Genomic DNA, 15,131 nt, shown 5'->3' with positions numbered 1-15,131 from the left:
GTCGGTAAGGGGAAATAAGGGATGGCTATGTGTCAGGGGCTATCCAGCAAGAGCTGGTGAATATCCGGTAGCAGGGCTTGCCAGTGCTCGGCGGCCTCGTGGTGCACCACATGATCGTCGGCATGGGGGCCATAGCGTATGGCCAGGTTGATGCTTTCAGGTTTGAGGCGCTGGTTGCGCAGGGTGTCAAAGAACACCACCACTTCGGGGCGGGTCAGGTCGCCGTCTGCGTGGCGTTTCACCACGGCCAGCTTGCCGCTTGCCAGGCGTACCAGGGTACCTGGCGGGTAAATGCCGAAGCAGTGCACAACCTCGCGTACGACTTTCGGGTCAAAGTGGTTTTTGCCCAGCTCAAAGATTTTCTTGATGGCTACCGGGGCGGGCAGGCCTTTGTGGTAGCAGCGGTCAGAGGTAATCGCGTCGTATACATCGATAATGGCGGCTTGTTGGCCGTATACCGAGATGGCCCCCCCCGCTAGCCCCAGCGGGTAGCCGGTTCCGTCGAAGCGCTCGTGGTGTTGCAGGGCGATGGCGCGGATGATGGGCGAGTGGATACCGTTTTCATCCAGAATCTGCTGGCTAAAGCGCACGTGTTCGCGCATCAGCTGACGCTCTTCTGCTGTGTGGCGGCCAGGCTTGTTGAGGAGTTGCAAGGGAATGCGGGTCTTGCCGATATCGTGCAGTAGCCCACCCATACCTGCTTCGACCACGATCTCGTGCGGTGCGCCCTGATAGTGCTGCAGGATCATCAACAACAGCGCCACGCTGACCGAGTGCTGAAAGGTATAGGCATCCTTGCTGTACATCTGCGCCACCATGCGCAGTGCCAGTGCGTTGCGGTCCAATGAGCCGGACAGCTCGCTGCTGATGCCATGCAGCGCCGCCACATCCAGCCGCAGGCCCAGCCGGGCATCTTTCATCAGGTTTTGTGTAATGGCTTCGGTGCGTAGCACGATATCGCGCGCCAGCCCCAGCTCGTGGCTTAGTGGGGTGGCGCGGACCTGGCTTTTCTTCGTAGCCGTGTTGCTGGCGGGGGCTGGCGCACTGGTGGCGTGGGGAATATCCCGGCCTTTTTCGGTATCGATATAAAAACTCTGTATGCCTTCCTGGCGCAGCATGTCGATTTGCGCCGCATTACGCAGGCAAAAGCGCGATAGCCAGAACGGGTGCGCAGTCCAGTCACAATCCAGGCTGGCAACAAACATGCCTACCATGGCCTGGTCGATATGGATTTTGCGTAGCTTAGGCATTGTATTTCTTGCCGTCCGGCACGAAGTAATTCACCAGCGTGTTCAGTGTTTGTGCCACCTCGTGCAGTTTGGCCGACATGGCATACGCTTCCTGCGTATCTTGGCGGTTAGACACGATCAGCTTCAGGATCAGGTCGATCTTGTCCAGGAAGTCTTCCAGGGCAAAGGTTTGCAGCCGGTTCAGGTTGGTGATGCTGGCAATGCAGTCGGCTACCTGCGGGGCAACTTCCTTGTCGGCCAGCAGCTCGTCCAGCATGGTCAGCTGGTTGGACAGCTCGTAGATGAAGTCCAGCGACATGAACGACTTGGCTTCTTCCAGCTTGTCGTGCTGTACCTCGGAATGGTCACTGATCTCGAATAGCGCCGTGTTCAGGCTCAGGCAGGCGGTGTCGATCTGGCCTGCCAGCAGGTTCAGCTCGTCCATCACCACCTTCAGGTGCATCTGCATGATTACGCTGGAGCGCAGCAGGTGGCCGGTTTCGCCGGCACCATCCAGTGGCACGTCGCCGGTCAGGTCGCCTTCGGCAATTTTCTCGAAGTTCTCGATAGCCGAATCCAGCGGACGTACGATCTGGCGCATGAAGACCAGGCCAAAGGCCACCACGGTAATGATGCCCGTGATGATGCCCAGCAAGGAGATATCCACAATCTGCTCGTTGCGCTGGTTAATGCGGCCAACCTCCTGCGCCGACTGGCGCAGTATCTGCAGCCGGTTCTGCTCTGCCAGCTGTACCAGTACTTGTAGCTGGTTTTCCAGGCTGGCATCCAGCGCGCTGCTATGCGCCAGGCGGGCGGCATTGTTCAGGGCATCCAGCCCTTTCAGGCGGTCGCGGATATCTGCGGGTGTGTGCGGGTTGGCGGCATAGCGGCTGCCTAGCCGTGCAATGCCGGCTTGGCGCAGGGCAATCGGGGCGCTCTGGGCGCGGGTCGCGTCGATTTCCAGCTGGCTGATCACGTCCAGCTTGCGCAGGTATTGCCCGTCGGCCTTGTTGATCTGCTCGGTGCTGTGCTGGATGGTACCGATGCCGAGGATGCCACCGGTAATCAGCAGCGCAATCACGAACAGCGAGCCGGCGATATAGCCCGACTTGATCGACAGCAAGCGCTTCAGGCCCCCTTGCTTGGGCAGTTTGGCTCCGGGCTGGGCGTATAAACGGGCGGCCTGTTCGATTTGCTCGTCGCTGGCGGCGTAGCGTACCGACATATAGCCCACCACTTTGCCGGCTTTGCGGATTGGCACGATGGTTGCCTGCACCCAGTAGAAGCCGCCGTCTTTGGTACGGTTTTTGACAATGCCGCGCCAGGGTTTGTTTTGCTCTACTGTTGCCCACAGGTCGGCAAAGGCGGCGGCGGGCATGTCCGGATGACGCACGATATTGTGCGGTTTGCCTATCAGCTCTTCGCGGCTGAAACCACTGATGGCGATAAAGGCGTCATTGGCATAGGTAATCATGCCGCTCAGATCGGTCTTGGACACGATGGCGGTGTGGAGGGGAACCTTGTATTCGATGTCGCTCATGTCTTACATCCAGATCCGTTTGATAGCCAGCAGCGCGGTTTTGCACCGCTCCGGTGAAATGCAGCCTTTGATTTCGTACTTGGTATTCAGGGTATCGCGCGGGGTCGGTTCGCTGCGGGGGAAGCCCTTTTCGTCGATGATGGAGTACACCATCGGGCTCTTGCGGGTGTAGTTCGTGTTCTTCACCACGCCGATCTCGCCGCTTTGCAGCGCTACGACGGTACCGGCGGGAAAGCGTGTGAGTTTCTTGATCAGCAAGCCGATATGGTTTTCCAGATACTTGCTGTCCTTTTGCAGGTACAGCTCTTTCAGCGTGTTGGCAGGGTAGATGCCGGGGCGCCACTTATTGGCAATGGTCATGCCGGCGTAGGCGTCGGCCAGCCCCAGCAGCAGGGATAGCTCGTGGGCCTCGCCGCGCGTTTTGCCTAGCGGATAGCCGCGGCCATTGGGCTGCTCATGGTGTTCGTAAACATGCAGCAGCCACTGTTTGTCTTGTATGCCGTGCTTTTGCAGTAACTTGACCGTGGTGCTGGTGTGTTCCCATACCGCCAGCTGTTCCAGCTCGCCCAAGCCCTTTTGCGCACCCAGGCCTTTATCGAAGTGGTACAGCGCCAGGTCCCGGGTAAGGGCGGCGCACAGGAGTGAATCCAGGGCGGTGTCGTCCTGGCAGATCTGGCTGGCCAGCATGTAACACACTGCGGCACCCAGTACATGCTTGTTGGCGCGCAGGTCCTGGCCGTGTTGTTGCAGATATAAAGCGGCCAGCACCGCGTCCGGGTCATGCTGGATAAACCCCACCAACTGGTGGGCGCGGCTGCGCATCAGCTCTTCCACATTGGCCAGGTTATTGGGTGGGCTCAGGATGATGCGGTGGATCCGCGCGATGGCTTCGACAAAGCTGGCCATCTCGACGAATACGCTGGTTTGCTCTGCCGGGCGACGCGTCGCACGGGCCTTGATTTCCTTGGCCGATGGCAAGTCACCCGCTTCGGAAATACCAATGAAATAGCCCCGCTCTACCAGTTTGTCGGCAAAGCCAGGCATGGACACGACAAAGCCTTTGCGCAGGATCAGGTTTCCCGAGCGGTCGAAAATCGAGTAGTCGATAGGCTTGTGCATCTGTATGTCTGCAAACGCCAGTTTGCGGAGGAGTTGGGCCATAAATATCTCTAAATGATGCTTACTTTATTTTTAATGATTTATTTGATTATTGATCTGGTATTAACAGGGTGTTGAAAATTTGGCCGATATTTATAGGGAAACGAATGCTAGTGGATGCTTTGTGGACAGGCTTGACCCAGATCAAATGCTGCTGGTCTGGCAAATGTGATGGCTGCATCTGTCTCTGAATTGATACAGACCAATGGTATGCCTGTCTTGTGCAGGCACTCTCCTAGCAGAACACCAACTTTTATCGGCAGTAGGTAAAGCTTCCGCTCTGGGCACGCAGCTTGCGCTGGTGCCAATATTGGCAATTCCCCTGGAAACCAGCGGCGTTGGACGTAGAATTTTCTCGAATCGAGGACGTTCTGCCAGATGAAGAAATCAAGGTTTTCGGACAGCCAGCTCATTACGGTGCTCAAGCAGGGAGAGGCTGGTAAGCCGGTTCCGGAGTTATGCCGAGAGCACGGCATCAGTTCCGCGAGGTTCTACAAGTGACTGTAATGACCCACTAAAAACCTGTGCAGGTCATAATTCACACAGGAGCACGTGATGAGTATGACCATGGAAGACGATATCAAACGCTGGACCGCCAAGCGCAAAGCCGCGCTGGTGATGGAGATCATTCAGGGCAAGCGCACGGTGGCCGAAGCCTCCCGCGCCTTCGACCTGGCCCCTTCCGAGATCGAGATCTGGGTCGATGAGGCCAAGCGCGGCATGGAAAACGCCCTGCGTGCCAAGCCGATGGACATCCGCGAGCAGTACGGAAAACAGCTCAAAGAACTGCAGGAAGCCTACGGCGAAGCCATGCTGGAGCTACGTGCCAGAAAAAAGCTGCAGTCTCTGCTGGGCGAGGACGACAAGTAGTCCACCTCGTCCGGCAGGGACTAGTAGACGACGACATCCAGGTGCTCATCAGCAAGCTGTGCCGCTGGTTCGGCGTGCCACGTCGCACGCTGTACTACCGCCCGCAGAAGGCTGCACCCAAGCTGCAGCCGTAGTTGGTCGAGCCGATCAAGGAGATGATTGAGGAGAATCCCTCATTCGGCTACCGAACCGTAGCAGGCCTGCTGGGCATGAACAAAAACACCGTGCAGCGCATCTTCCAGCTCAAAGGCTGGCAGGTGAAGAAGCGGCCGGTCGGCTTCCGCCCGCGTGTGCAAGCCCTGCCATCGGTGGCGGCCGAGCCCAATCAACGCTGGGCCACCGACCTGTGCCGTATCTGGGCCGGTAAGGATGGCTGGTGCCATTTGGCCTTGGTGATTGACTGCTGCACCCGGGAATTGCTGGGCTGGCATCTATCGCGAAGTGGCAAGTCCAAAACGGCCGAGTCGGCGCTGAAACACGCGCTGATCAACCGCTTTGGTTGCCTGGGCCGGGTACCGCAACGCTTTCTGCTACGCAGTGACAATGGTTTGGTGTTTACCAGCCGCAGCTATACCGCACTGGTGAAAAGCTACGGTTTGCAGCAGGAGTTCATCACGCCGTACACGCCGGAGCAGAACGGCATGGTGGAGCAGGTGATCCGCACCTTGAAAGAGCAGTGTGCGCATCGGCACCGCTTTGAAAACCTGGCGCACGCCAGCCGGGTTATTGCAGACTGGATCGGGTTTTACAACCACCGACGCCCGCACCAGGCTTTGGGGGTGAAGACGCCAGCGATGGCGTATCAATTAGCAGCCTGACCTGTGCAAAAAGGGCTGGGTCATTACATGGTGAAGAACAGGGCGCACAAATATCCAACGAAAAATGCCAGTCAGCGTTAACTGACTGGCATTAGCCAACTGGCGGGTTTTTTCATTTGCTTAGCGGTTTTTGTTCCAAGCCAATGCTGGAGCAAAACAGTCGGCTTTGTTATAGTTTCTTTCATTGTATTGATTGCCAAATCAATAGCTATCAGGAATAAACAAACATGAAAAAAGCACTTCTTACCCTGTCTCTGCTGGGCTTTGCGGCCAACGTTTACGCTGCCGACTTGCTGGATACCGTGCAACAACGCGGTACGCTGAAAATCGCGCTGGAAGGCACCTATCCCCCGTTCAACTTCAAGGACAAAGACCAGAAGCTGACTGGTTTTGAAGTGGAGCTGGCTACCGCGCTGGCGCAGAAACTGAAAGTGAAGCCGGAATTCACCACCGGCGAGTGGAGCGGCCTGCTGGCTGGCCTGCAAGGCGGCAAGTTCGACGTGGTGCTTAACCAGGTGTCGATCAACGACAAGCGCAAGGAAGTGTTCGACTTCTCGCAGCCGTACACCATTTCCAGCGCGCAGCTGATCGTGCGCAAGAACGAAACCCGCGCCTTCAAGGGCCTGGCCGACCTGGCCGGCAAGAAGATGGGCGTAACCCAGGGCAGCAACTACGCTGATATGGTGAAGGCGCAGGGTGGTATCGACGCCAAGTTCTACCCGTCTGCCGCCGAGATCTTCCAGGATCTGGCGCTGGGCCGTGTGGATGCTGCCATCAACGACAGCCTGCTGATTCCGTTTGCGCTGAAAGAAGCCAAGCTGCCGCTGAAAGCCGGCGCGCCGGTAGGTGGCACCACGCAGATGGGCATTCCGTTTGCCAAGGGCAACCCCAAGTTCAAGGCTGCTATCGACAATGCCCTGAATGCGCTGCACAAGGATGGCTCGTTCAAGAAAATTTCGGTGAAGTGGTTCGGTATTGATGTATCGAAAGCACCAGCTGCGCGATAATCCTGCAGCTTGAATATCACGCCCCTGCCGTGTGCAGGGGCGTTTGTGTTTTGGAGAGCATGAATGGAATGGTTGAGTCTGGCGCAAGAGGCGCTGCCGGTGTTGCTCAAGGGTGCTGGCCTGACGGTATTCTTTGCGCTGAGTGCCATGGTACTGGGGCTGACGCTGGGTTTTGTCGTGGCCATGGTGCGGCTGGCGAAAGTGCCGCTACTGGCGCCGCTGGTGGCATTTTACGTCAGCGCCATGCGTGGCACGCCGCTGCTGGTGCAGATTTTTGTCATCTACTATGGCCTGCCGTCGGTGGGTATCGAATTCGAGCCGGTGACCGCCGGTGTGCTGGCGCTAACGCTGAATGTGGCTGCCTACCTGTCGGAAAGCTTGCGCGGTGCCATTGCCGGCGTGGACAAGGGGCAGTGGGATGCGGCGCAGTCGCTGGGGCTGAGCTGGTGGCAGAGTATGCGCCACATCATCGCGCCGCAGGGCATACGCCTGGCGGTACCCAGCCTGGCCAATAGTCTGATTTCGCTGATCAAGGACACCTCGCTGGTGTCGGTGATTACCGTGTCCGAGCTGATGATGGCTACCAAGGACATGATCGCGCAGACTTTCCAGCCACTGCCGCTGTACCTGATGGCTGCGGCCCTCTACTGGGTACTCAGCGCGCTATTTGAGCGTGTGCAAAAGCGTGTGGAGCAGCACTACGCCAAAGCTTATCAACGTTAAGCCACTTACGCGGCCTGCCTGTTTGTGCCATGGCAGGCGTGGCAAATGCATACCGGCCAGGGTTGGCCGCAAGGGATAAAGACCATGAAATTTGCTACCAAGGCTGTACATGCCGGTTTCGACTATCACCAGCATAACCGTGCGGTGATGCCGCCCATCTACCAGACCTCGGCGTTTGCCCACGACGCGGTAGGCGAGCAGCTGGACTTTGCCTACGCCCGTACCGGCACACCAACGCGCGCCGCGCTGGAGGCCAACCTGGCGGCGCTGGAAGATGCGCAACACGGCCTGGCCTTCGCCAGCGGCATGGCCGCTATCGACGCGGTACTGCGTGCTACCTTGCAGCCGGGCGACGAAGTGATTGCGGTAGCCGACTTGTACGGCGGTGCCTATCGCATCCTGGACAAAGTGATGCAGCCCTTGGGTATCAAGGTGACCTTTGCCGACCTGAGCGATGCGGCCAACCTCACCGCAGCGATTAGCTCGCAAACCCGTCTGGTCTGGCTGGAAACGCCGACCAACCCGCTGCTGAACCTGGTGGACGTGGCGGCGCTGTCGGCCATTGCCCACGCCCACGGCGCCAAGGTAGCAGTGGATAACACTTTTGCCACGCCTTATCTGCAAAACCCGCTGAATCAGGGGGCTGATATAGTGGTGCACTCGGCCACCAAATACCTGGGCGGGCACTCCGACGTGCTGCTGGGCTTGGTCGCCGTGAATGACGAGGCACTGTTCAAGGCCATCAAGTTCATCCAGAACGCCGCCGGCGCGGTACCCGGCCCACAGGACTGCTTCCTGACCCTGCGCGGCATCAAGACGCTGGCACTGCGCATGGAGCGCCATTGCGACAATGCCGAGCGGGTGGCAGCTTACCTGCAGCAGCACCCGGCCATCGAGCATGTGTTTTTCCCCGGCTTGCCCGGCCACCCGGGCTATGAGCTGGCCCGCCGCCAGATGCGCCGTTTTGGCGGTATCGTCACCATCTACCTGAAGGAAGACAGCCGCGAGGCCGCCAGCCGGGTGGCCAGCCGCCTGCAGCTATTCATGCTGGCCGAGTCGCTGGGGGGCGTGGAGTCGCTGGTGAATCACAGCTATACCATGTCGCATGGTGGCATGCCGCCAGCACAGAAAGCGGCGCTGGGCATACGTGAGGGGCAACTGCGTTTGTCGATCGGCATCGAGGATATCGACGATATCCTGGCCGACCTGGCACAGGCTTTGGCTTGATCGTTAAGCAGCTTGGCCTAAAGGATGTGTTGGTTCAATAATGAACTAATATTGTCCACGAGCAAGGTAGCCATGAAGCGTCTTTTTCGAGGGCTGGTGCTGGGTGCCAGCATGCTAATGGCCACGGTGCAGGCTTCCAGCCTGCCTGCCATGGTGGTGGTTACCGAAGATGCGCGCCCGCTTCATTATGTATGGCAGGGGCAGTTGCAGGGCGAAGCCCCGCCGCTGATTGACCAGCTACTGCGCGAGGCGGATATACGCTACAGTCAGCAGGTCTACCCATGGGCGCGGGCTTATCTGATGGCCAGCAGCCTGCCCAATGTGCTGATTTATTCCATTGCACGCACACCGGAGCGCGAGGCGCAGTTTCACTGGGTTGGCAAACTGCTGACGGTGCAGTACGCCATGTATGCCCTACAGACACGCCAGGATATCCGTGCCCGCACGGTAGACGATCTGCATAATTACCGGCTGGGTGTGACAGCCAATGATGTGCGCGCCAACTGGTTGCGTGAGCAGGGCATCCGCGAGGTAAGTGCGGATAGCCGTACCGGTATGGATATTACCAACGATGGGTTGAGCAATATGCGCAAGCTGCTGCAAGGCCGCGTCGATATGGTGCCCACCTCGGCTGTGGGCTTGCGCTCGTTCTGCCTGACCGAAAATGTAGACTGCAGCCGTTTTCGCCGTGTCATGGTGTTGCCTTTCAGTGTGGACTTGTACGTGGCTGCTAGCTTGAAAACGCCCCCTCCAGTAGTGCGAGCCCTGCGTGGCGCGTACGATCGTCTTAACCGTAGTGGTCGCTATCAACGCTTGATGGCACCGTATATCGATGGTGCTAGCGTAGCGCTGGTACGGTAGAGAGCTTGATCATGAAGAAATGGACGCAGCGCCTGTTGCTGTCGGTGTGCTGGTGGAGTGCGTGCAGCATGGCGCAAGCTGCCACTGCCACGACTTTCCGCGTGGTAACCGAGGATGCGCCGCCTTTTACCTATTGGCACGATGGCGAGCTGGCTGGCCCGGTATTGCCTTTTGTGGACAAGCTGATGCAGGCCGCCGGCTTGCCCTATACCCATCATGTTTATCCTTGGGCGCGCAGCCTGGCACTGGCCCAGCACGCGCCGAATGTACTGATTTATGCTCTGGCACGCACGCCGGAGCGCGAAGCCAGCTTTCACTGGATAGGCGAGCTGGTCGATATGCGCATTTATCTTTACGGCATGGTTGGCCGCAAGACGCCGCAAGTGGATTCGCTGGCGCAAGCCAGGCAGCTGCGGATTGGTGTGATTAACAAAGATATCCGCCTGGACTGGCTCAAGGCAAACGGCTTTAGCGAGCTGAGCCCTACTTCTGTAGGCGGCCTGGATCTGTCAGAAAACAGTGAGGTCAACATGCTCAAGCTGCGGCGTGGCATGGTCGATGCGGTGCCTGTCAGCCGCATTGCCATGCAGACTTATTGCCGCCAGAGCAAACTGGATTGTGGGCAGTTTCGGCAGCTGTACCCGCTGCCGATGACGATGTCGCTGTACCTGGCCGCGAGCAAAAAGACCTCTTACGAATATGTGAATACCCTGCGCTACCACTACCGCAAGCTGGTGCAGGATGGCAGCCATCACCAGGCCTTTTCCCGGCTGAACGATGGCTAGCTTGGCTGGCGGATATTGTTTGGGTTGGCTGGCGCTGCATTTGCGGCCTGCTTGAGTCACCTGTAATGACTAAGTTGCATGCAGCGCGGCGAAAATGATATGCATCGGGCTCATCAGAAAGAAAATGGCAGCACCCGAAGGTGCTGCCGTGATGGCTTGCTATCAGCTTAGGTTAGCTGCGTAGCGCATTTTTCAGGCGTTGCCATTGCTCTTTCGTTTCCGGGTTGTGCTGGCTTTTTTCGATAGCCGCGCGCACAAAGGCCGTACAGCAACCTACCATGACCCCGGCCAGGATGAACAGCAGGGCGATCAGTGCCCGACCGGGTTTGTCTGCTTTTTTAGGGATGGCGGCCGGCATGGCAATGACAATGGATTGCTCTTGCTGCTTCAGCGACTTGAGCTCTCTGTCAATATTTTGTATTACCAGTGTTTTGTAGGTATGAATAAACAGGTCTTTTTTCTGTCTATCGCTCACGTTGCCTGCTTTGCCGCCTTGCAGCAGCGATACCGCATTTTCTTGCATCTTCTGCACTAATTGCTTCTCACCGCCTTGCAGGATAACCGATGATTCCAGCGCCGCAATCGGCAGAGCGTAGGCCAGGAATTCATTCTGGTCGATGTCTGCTTTGCCTGCCGGTACGGCAATGGCAGCGATTTCAGCTGCTACGTCGGCTTTGGCAGCATCCAGTTTGCTTATCTTCTGGCTGACCGTGCTGAGCTGCATCCGTTTAGCTTCGGCAATAATGCACTCTACAGTGTTATTGATGTTCTTTTGTGCTGCTGCCGCATCGTCCAGCTTCAGGCTGAGCTGTATCTGGCTGGTTTTGTTATTCAGGCTGGCCGTGTAGGTGCCGTCCAGATCGTTGATGATGTCCGCGGCGGTGATCAAGCCATCTTTTTCCAGCTGCTTGATCAACGGCTGTTTGATGCCTTCGCTTTGCGCCAGCGATAGTATCGTCTCCGGGGCGATACCTACGTCACTATTTTTGTTCGTGATAATGGTCGCCGCGGCGGTAAAGGTGCGAGTCTTGATTACGTACGCGTAGGTCATCCCTAGGGCAGCAAATATCAGGATACAGACGGCAATCAGGCGGCGGTATACGACCAGGACGGTAAGCAATTCAATGAGAGAAAACTCGTCTTGTTCTTCTGTGTAGTGTTCGGATGGCGTCATGGAGGTATACGGCTTTATTGTTGGTTAACACGTATTAGCGCGATGAGTTGCATGTTTCAAGTAAGTGATTATACCGAAAACATGCGTATATATAATAGGCAAGGCCAAGGCTGTTTGCGGGCAGTCTGTCGTGCTATCCGCGGCTGAGCAGGCATGATGTCAACCGTAGTCGGGTGATGTGCGCATCATGCTGCGTGATGTCTTCATCATGAATGATGGGGGGCCGGTAGCGTGTAGCCACGCTATAGCGCGCCTGTGGCTTACTCTGCAGCTGGTTTGGTCTCATCATGCCTGTCACCCAGATAGTTTCGCATGATGCGCTCGGCCTCTCCCTGAGCCTGTAGCTGCAGAAATGCCTGCTGTAGCGCTTGGACTTGTGCTTTCGGGGTATTCCGGTGGCAAGCCAGCCAGGAGTTGGCTTCGCCCAGGCTGGCCACGGCTTTCAAAGGAAAGCGGCTGAGCCTGGCTTCGTAGCGGGCTACCACATCATGTACGGCCCAATAGTCAGCCTGGCCTAGCTGCAGCAACCGTAAGCCGTCTGCGACGACATTGGTTGTGCTATAGGGCAGGCGCTGTTGTTGCAGGCGTATTTCTGCCGATGACCCTGCCAGTACGGTAATACGTGCGTCGGCAGCCGATTGCAGGCTTGCCAGGCGTGTGCTGCCCACCCAGCTATACAGGCGCAACTGACCCGGCGCGATCAGCCCCACCCACTGGTACTGCTTTTCTCTGGCGGGGTGTCGGCTAAGGGGAAACACGCAGGCATCGCGATGCTGGCTGGCCATCAGCTGTGCCCGGCGCCAGGGTAGCGTACGGATCTCGATGGTGACGCCGGCCAGGTTGGCCGCACGCAGTACCAGCTCGTCGGCGATGCCGGGTTTCTGCCCACTGCCGGGGCCCATATGGAGTGGCGGGTAGAGCATGCTGTATGCCTGCAGCGCGGTCTGTGCCTGGGCTGAAGGGGCGAATAGCAGCAAGGTTGGCAACAAGAGTGGCAGCAGGCGAATCAGCATCTACAACATGGCCGGAAAAATAAAAAAGGCGCACAGGGCAGCGCCTGTACGCCTTGATTGTACGCCTGTCGGCTTAGCCTGCCTTGACGCAATCCACGCAATACACTTTTTTACCGTCGACCAGCGTCGCCACCAGGCCGTGTACGTCGGTTTCAAAGCCGGGTAGCTGGCTGTTGAAGGCCTGCACAAAGCGCAGGTAGTCGACGATGGTGGTGTTGAACACTTCGCCCGGAATCAGCAGCGGGATGCCCGGCGGGTACGGGGTCAGCAGTACCGCGGTAACGCGGCCTTCCAGTGCCTCTACCGGTACGCGCTCGATCTCGCGGTGTGCCATCTTGGCGAAAGCGTCGGCCGGGCGCATTGCCGGCTCCATATCGGACAGGTAGATCTCGGTAGTGAGGCGGGCAATGTCGTGCTCGCGGTACAGGCTGTGGATCTTCAGGCACAGGTCTTTCAGGCCCACACGCTCGTACTGCGGGTACTTGGCGACAAACTCCGGCATCACGCGCCACAGTGGCTGGTTCTTGTCGAAGTCGTCCTTGAACTGTTGCAGCAGCGAAATCAGCGTGTTCCAGCGGCCTTTGGTGATGCCGATGGTGAACATGATGAAGAAGCTGTACAGGCCGGTTTTTTCCACCACCACACCGTGTTCGGTCAGGTACTTGGTGACGATGGCCGCCGGGATGCCCAGCTCCTCGAAGCTGCCGTCCAGCGACAGGCCCGGGGTCAGCAGCGTGGCCTTGATCGGGTCCAGCATGTTGAAGCCGTCTTCGATGCCGACAAAACCGTGCCAGCTGTCTTCCGGTTTCAGCGTCCAGTCGATCGGGTCGCAAATGCCGTCGTCGGACAGGGCGTCCGGGCCCCACACACGGAACCACCAGTCTTCACCGTACTCTTCGTCCACCTTGCGCATGGCGCGGCGGAAGTCCAGCGCCTCGACCAGCGACTCTTCTACCAGCGCCTGGCCACCTGGCTGCTCCATCATGGCCGCGGCCACGTCGCAGCTGGCGATAATGGCGTACTGCGGGCTGGTAGAGGTGTGCATCAGGTAGGCTTCGTTGAAGCTCATGGTGTCCAGCTGGCGGTTCTCCGGGTCCTGCACCAGGATCTGCGAGGCTTGTGAAATGCCGGCCAGCAATTTGTGCGTGGACTGGGTGGAGAAAATCATCGATTCCTTGCAGCGCGGGCGGCCTTCACCGATGGCGTGGAAGTCGCCGTAGAAGTCGTGGAAGCTGGCATGCGGCAGCCAGGCTTCATCGAAGTGCAGGGTGTCGACTTCACCATCCAGGATGCCTTTGATCTCTTCTACGTTGTACAAAATGCCATCGTAGGTGGACTGGGTGATGGTGAGGATGCGCGGCTTGGTATTGGGGTTCTTGGCCAGCGCTTCACGGGCGAACGGGTTGGCCGCAATCTTGGCGCGAATGCTTTCCAGCGAGAACTCGCTTTTCGGAATCGGGCCGATGATGCCGTAGTGGTTGCGCGTGGGCATCAGGAACACCGGAATGGCGCCGGTCATCATGATGGCGTGCAGGTTGGATTTGTGGCAGTTGCGGTCTACCAGCACGATGTCGCCGGCGGCGACGGTGCTGTGCCACACGATCTTGTTACTGGTGGAGGTGCCGTTGGTCACGAAGAACAGGTGGTCGCAGCTGAAGATGCGCGCGGCGTTGCGCTCGGACGCGGCCACCGGGCCGGTGTGGTCCAGCAGCTGGCCCAACTCGTCTACCGCGTTGCACACGTCGGCGCGCAGCATGTTTTCACCGAAGAACTGGTGGAACATCTGGCCGACCGGGCTCTTCAGGAACGCCACGCCGCCGGAGTGGCCCGGGCAGTGCCAGCTGTAGGAGCCGTCGTAAGCGTAGTTCACCAGCGCGCGGAAGAATGGCGGCGCCAGGCTGTCGAGATAGGATTTGGCTTCGCGGATGATGTGGCGTGCCACGAACTCCGGCGTGTCTTCGTGCATGTGGATGAAACCATGCAGCTCGCGCAGGATGTCGTTCGGGATGTGGCGCGCGGTGCGGGTTTCGCCGTACAGGTACACCGGGATGTCGGGGTTGCGGCGGCGGATTTCCGCCACAAAGCCGTACAGGCCGCCCAGCGCGGTTTCGGCCGAGTCGTCGGTGTGGAATTCCTCGTCATCGATAGACAGGATGAAGCCGGCGGCGCGGCTTTGCTGCTGCGCAAACGAGGTGAGGTCGCCGTAGCTGGTGTAGCCGATAACGCTCATGCCCTCCGCTTCGATGGCGGCGGCCAATTCACGGATACCGGAACCGCTGGTGTTCTCGGAACGGAAGTCCTCGTCGATGATGACGATGGGAAAGTGAAAACGCATACCTGAGTCCTTGTGACTGTTAACTCGGACACATCAGGCTGCCGTGGGGCCGCTTGGGCTGCGCGTGAACCACGCCGGGTGCGGCGGCGTGAGCACCTGTAACGCCAAAGCTGGCCTTCGCGGCGGGGGCCGGAAGTGTCACTCGGTGCGCGTTGGGGCACAGTTCTGTACGTACGACGTGATGCCGCCGCCCTGGATGGCTGGCCTTGAGGCGCGATTGTTTATCCGCCATGCCAAGGCACGACGGAACAAAGGGGCGCTTTGCACCGCGGTCCGCACTGGGAGGCTCGCCTCCTTCACGTCTGCCGGCTTAGGGTGTTGTCGTCCGGGTGGCCTTGATTGAGGTTGGCCGCAACGGAAAACACCTTCGAATAACCCAAGAAAGCGCGCA

The 15,131-nt window shown here is 58.4% G+C and carries 15 protein-coding genes and 1 pseudogene; 9 read left to right on the top strand and 7 right to left on the bottom strand.

What is annotated here, in order from left to right:
* Positions 1-32: 32 nt before the first annotated feature.
* From LCH97_RS09895 to LCH97_RS09880, 4 genes are all read right to left on the bottom strand, one after another.
* Positions 33-1,250 carry an HD-GYP domain-containing protein gene (locus LCH97_RS09895; protein WP_227301575.1) on the bottom strand — a complete coding sequence of 406 codons (1,218 nt, stop codon included), beginning with the start codon at positions 1,248-1,250 and terminating at the stop codon, positions 33-35.
* Positions 1,243-2,769, bottom strand: a complete 1,527-nt coding sequence (locus tag LCH97_RS09890; protein WP_227301574.1) for a PAS domain-containing methyl-accepting chemotaxis protein — start codon at positions 2,767-2,769, stop codon at positions 1,243-1,245. Before LCH97_RS09890 ends, LCH97_RS09895 begins: the two co-directional genes overlap by 8 nt.
* Before the next feature lie 3 nt (positions 2,770-2,772).
* Positions 2,773-3,930 carry an HD-GYP domain-containing protein gene (locus LCH97_RS09885; protein WP_227301573.1) on the bottom strand — a complete coding sequence of 386 codons (1,158 nt, stop codon included), beginning with the start codon at positions 3,928-3,930 and terminating at the stop codon, positions 2,773-2,775.
* Positions 3,931-4,037: 107 nt separating this feature from the next.
* Entirely contained in the window at positions 4,038-4,340 is a 303-nt protein-coding gene (locus LCH97_RS09880) for a hypothetical protein (protein ID WP_227305433.1), read from the bottom strand.
* Between LCH97_RS09880 and LCH97_RS09875 the strand changes: the two are divergent.
* The 9 genes and pseudogenes from LCH97_RS09875 to LCH97_RS09840 all read left to right on the top strand — a co-directional run.
* Positions 4,306-4,425, top strand: a pseudogene (locus LCH97_RS09875) (transposase); the annotation flags it as partial. The gene LCH97_RS09880 and the pseudogene LCH97_RS09875 overlap by 35 nt on opposite strands.
* A gap of 57 nt (positions 4,426-4,482) precedes the next feature.
* Positions 4,483-4,797 (top strand): DUF1153 domain-containing protein, encoded by a 315-nt coding sequence (locus LCH97_RS09870; RefSeq protein ID WP_227301572.1) that lies wholly within the window; start codon positions 4,483-4,485, stop codon positions 4,795-4,797.
* A 41-nt stretch (positions 4,798-4,838) separates the two neighbouring features.
* The gene (locus LCH97_RS18785) at positions 4,839-4,931 is read left to right on the top strand and encodes a helix-turn-helix domain-containing protein (protein ID WP_304956708.1); all 93 of its coding nucleotides are present in this window, start codon (positions 4,839-4,841) and stop codon (positions 4,929-4,931) included.
* A gap of 21 nt (positions 4,932-4,952) precedes the next feature.
* Positions 4,953-5,615, top strand: coding sequence for an IS3 family transposase (locus LCH97_RS09865; RefSeq protein WP_227301571.1), 663 nt, complete (start codon positions 4,953-4,955; stop codon positions 5,613-5,615).
* A 227-nt stretch (positions 5,616-5,842) separates the two neighbouring features.
* Complete coding sequence (locus tag LCH97_RS09860; protein WP_227301570.1) at positions 5,843-6,622, top strand: transporter substrate-binding domain-containing protein; 780 nt, start codon at positions 5,843-5,845, stop codon at positions 6,620-6,622.
* 63 nt (positions 6,623-6,685) lie between these two features.
* The gene (locus tag LCH97_RS09855) at positions 6,686-7,345 is read left to right on the top strand and encodes an amino acid ABC transporter permease (protein ID WP_227301569.1); all 660 of its coding nucleotides are present in this window, start codon (positions 6,686-6,688) and stop codon (positions 7,343-7,345) included.
* Positions 7,346-7,429: 84 nt separating this feature from the next.
* The gene (locus LCH97_RS09850) at positions 7,430-8,572 is read left to right on the top strand and encodes a PLP-dependent aspartate aminotransferase family protein (RefSeq protein ID WP_227301568.1); all 1,143 of its coding nucleotides are present in this window, start codon (positions 7,430-7,432) and stop codon (positions 8,570-8,572) included.
* A gap of 72 nt (positions 8,573-8,644) precedes the next feature.
* Positions 8,645-9,433 carry an ABC transporter substrate-binding protein gene (locus LCH97_RS09845; protein WP_227301567.1) on the top strand — a complete coding sequence of 263 codons (789 nt, stop codon included), beginning with the start codon at positions 8,645-8,647 and terminating at the stop codon, positions 9,431-9,433.
* 11 nt (positions 9,434-9,444) lie between these two features.
* The gene (locus tag LCH97_RS09840) at positions 9,445-10,218 is read left to right on the top strand and encodes an ABC transporter substrate-binding protein (protein WP_227301566.1); all 774 of its coding nucleotides are present in this window, start codon (positions 9,445-9,447) and stop codon (positions 10,216-10,218) included.
* A gap of 172 nt (positions 10,219-10,390) precedes the next feature.
* On the opposite strand, the gene LCH97_RS09835 is transcribed toward LCH97_RS09840, so the two are convergent.
* The 3 genes from LCH97_RS09835 to LCH97_RS09825 form a co-directional block, all read right to left on the bottom strand.
* Positions 10,391-11,392 carry a Wzz/FepE/Etk N-terminal domain-containing protein gene (locus LCH97_RS09835; RefSeq protein WP_227301565.1) on the bottom strand — a complete coding sequence of 334 codons (1,002 nt, stop codon included), beginning with the start codon at positions 11,390-11,392 and terminating at the stop codon, positions 10,391-10,393.
* A gap of 260 nt (positions 11,393-11,652) precedes the next feature.
* Positions 11,653-12,405, bottom strand: coding sequence for an ABC transporter substrate-binding protein (locus tag LCH97_RS09830; protein ID WP_227301564.1), 753 nt, complete (start codon positions 12,403-12,405; stop codon positions 11,653-11,655).
* A gap of 73 nt (positions 12,406-12,478) precedes the next feature.
* Positions 12,479-14,740 (bottom strand): arginine/lysine/ornithine decarboxylase, encoded by a 2,262-nt coding sequence (locus LCH97_RS09825; protein ID WP_227301563.1) that lies wholly within the window; start codon positions 14,738-14,740, stop codon positions 12,479-12,481.
* Positions 14,741-15,131: the final 391 nt, after the last annotated feature.

Origin of the sequence: Vogesella sp. XCS3 (assembly GCF_020616155.1) — a bacterium.
Classification (GTDB): domain Bacteria; phylum Pseudomonadota; class Gammaproteobacteria; order Burkholderiales; family Chromobacteriaceae; genus Vogesella.
This window is presented reverse-complemented; position numbering and strand designations above follow the sequence as displayed.

Coding starts and splice junctions, on each gene's coding strand:
- LCH97_RS09895 (WP_227301575.1), bottom strand. CDS start 1,250: ATGCCTAAGCTACGCAAAATCCATATCGACCAGGCCATGGTAGGCATG.
- LCH97_RS09890 (WP_227301574.1), bottom strand. CDS start 2,769: ATGAGCGACATCGAATACAAGGTTCCCCTCCACACCGCCATCGTGTCC.
- LCH97_RS09885 (WP_227301573.1), bottom strand. CDS start 3,930: ATGGCCCAACTCCTCCGCAAACTGGCGTTTGCAGACATACAGATGCAC.
- LCH97_RS09880 (WP_227305433.1), bottom strand. CDS start 4,340: ATGAGCTGGCTGTCCGAAAACCTTGATTTCTTCATCTGGCAGAACGTC.
- LCH97_RS09870 (WP_227301572.1), top strand. CDS start 4,483: ATGAGTATGACCATGGAAGACGATATCAAACGCTGGACCGCCAAGCGC.
- LCH97_RS09865 (WP_227301571.1), top strand. CDS start 4,953: ATGATTGAGGAGAATCCCTCATTCGGCTACCGAACCGTAGCAGGCCTG.
- LCH97_RS09860 (WP_227301570.1), top strand. CDS start 5,843: ATGAAAAAAGCACTTCTTACCCTGTCTCTGCTGGGCTTTGCGGCCAAC.
- LCH97_RS09855 (WP_227301569.1), top strand. CDS start 6,686: ATGGAATGGTTGAGTCTGGCGCAAGAGGCGCTGCCGGTGTTGCTCAAG.
- LCH97_RS09850 (WP_227301568.1), top strand. CDS start 7,430: ATGAAATTTGCTACCAAGGCTGTACATGCCGGTTTCGACTATCACCAG.
- LCH97_RS09845 (WP_227301567.1), top strand. CDS start 8,645: ATGAAGCGTCTTTTTCGAGGGCTGGTGCTGGGTGCCAGCATGCTAATG.
- LCH97_RS09840 (WP_227301566.1), top strand. CDS start 9,445: ATGAAGAAATGGACGCAGCGCCTGTTGCTGTCGGTGTGCTGGTGGAGT.
- LCH97_RS09835 (WP_227301565.1), bottom strand. CDS start 11,392: ATGACGCCATCCGAACACTACACAGAAGAACAAGACGAGTTTTCTCTC.
- LCH97_RS09830 (WP_227301564.1), bottom strand. CDS start 12,405: ATGCTGATTCGCCTGCTGCCACTCTTGTTGCCAACCTTGCTGCTATTC.
- LCH97_RS09825 (WP_227301563.1), bottom strand. CDS start 14,740: ATGCGTTTTCACTTTCCCATCGTCATCATCGACGAGGACTTCCGTTCC.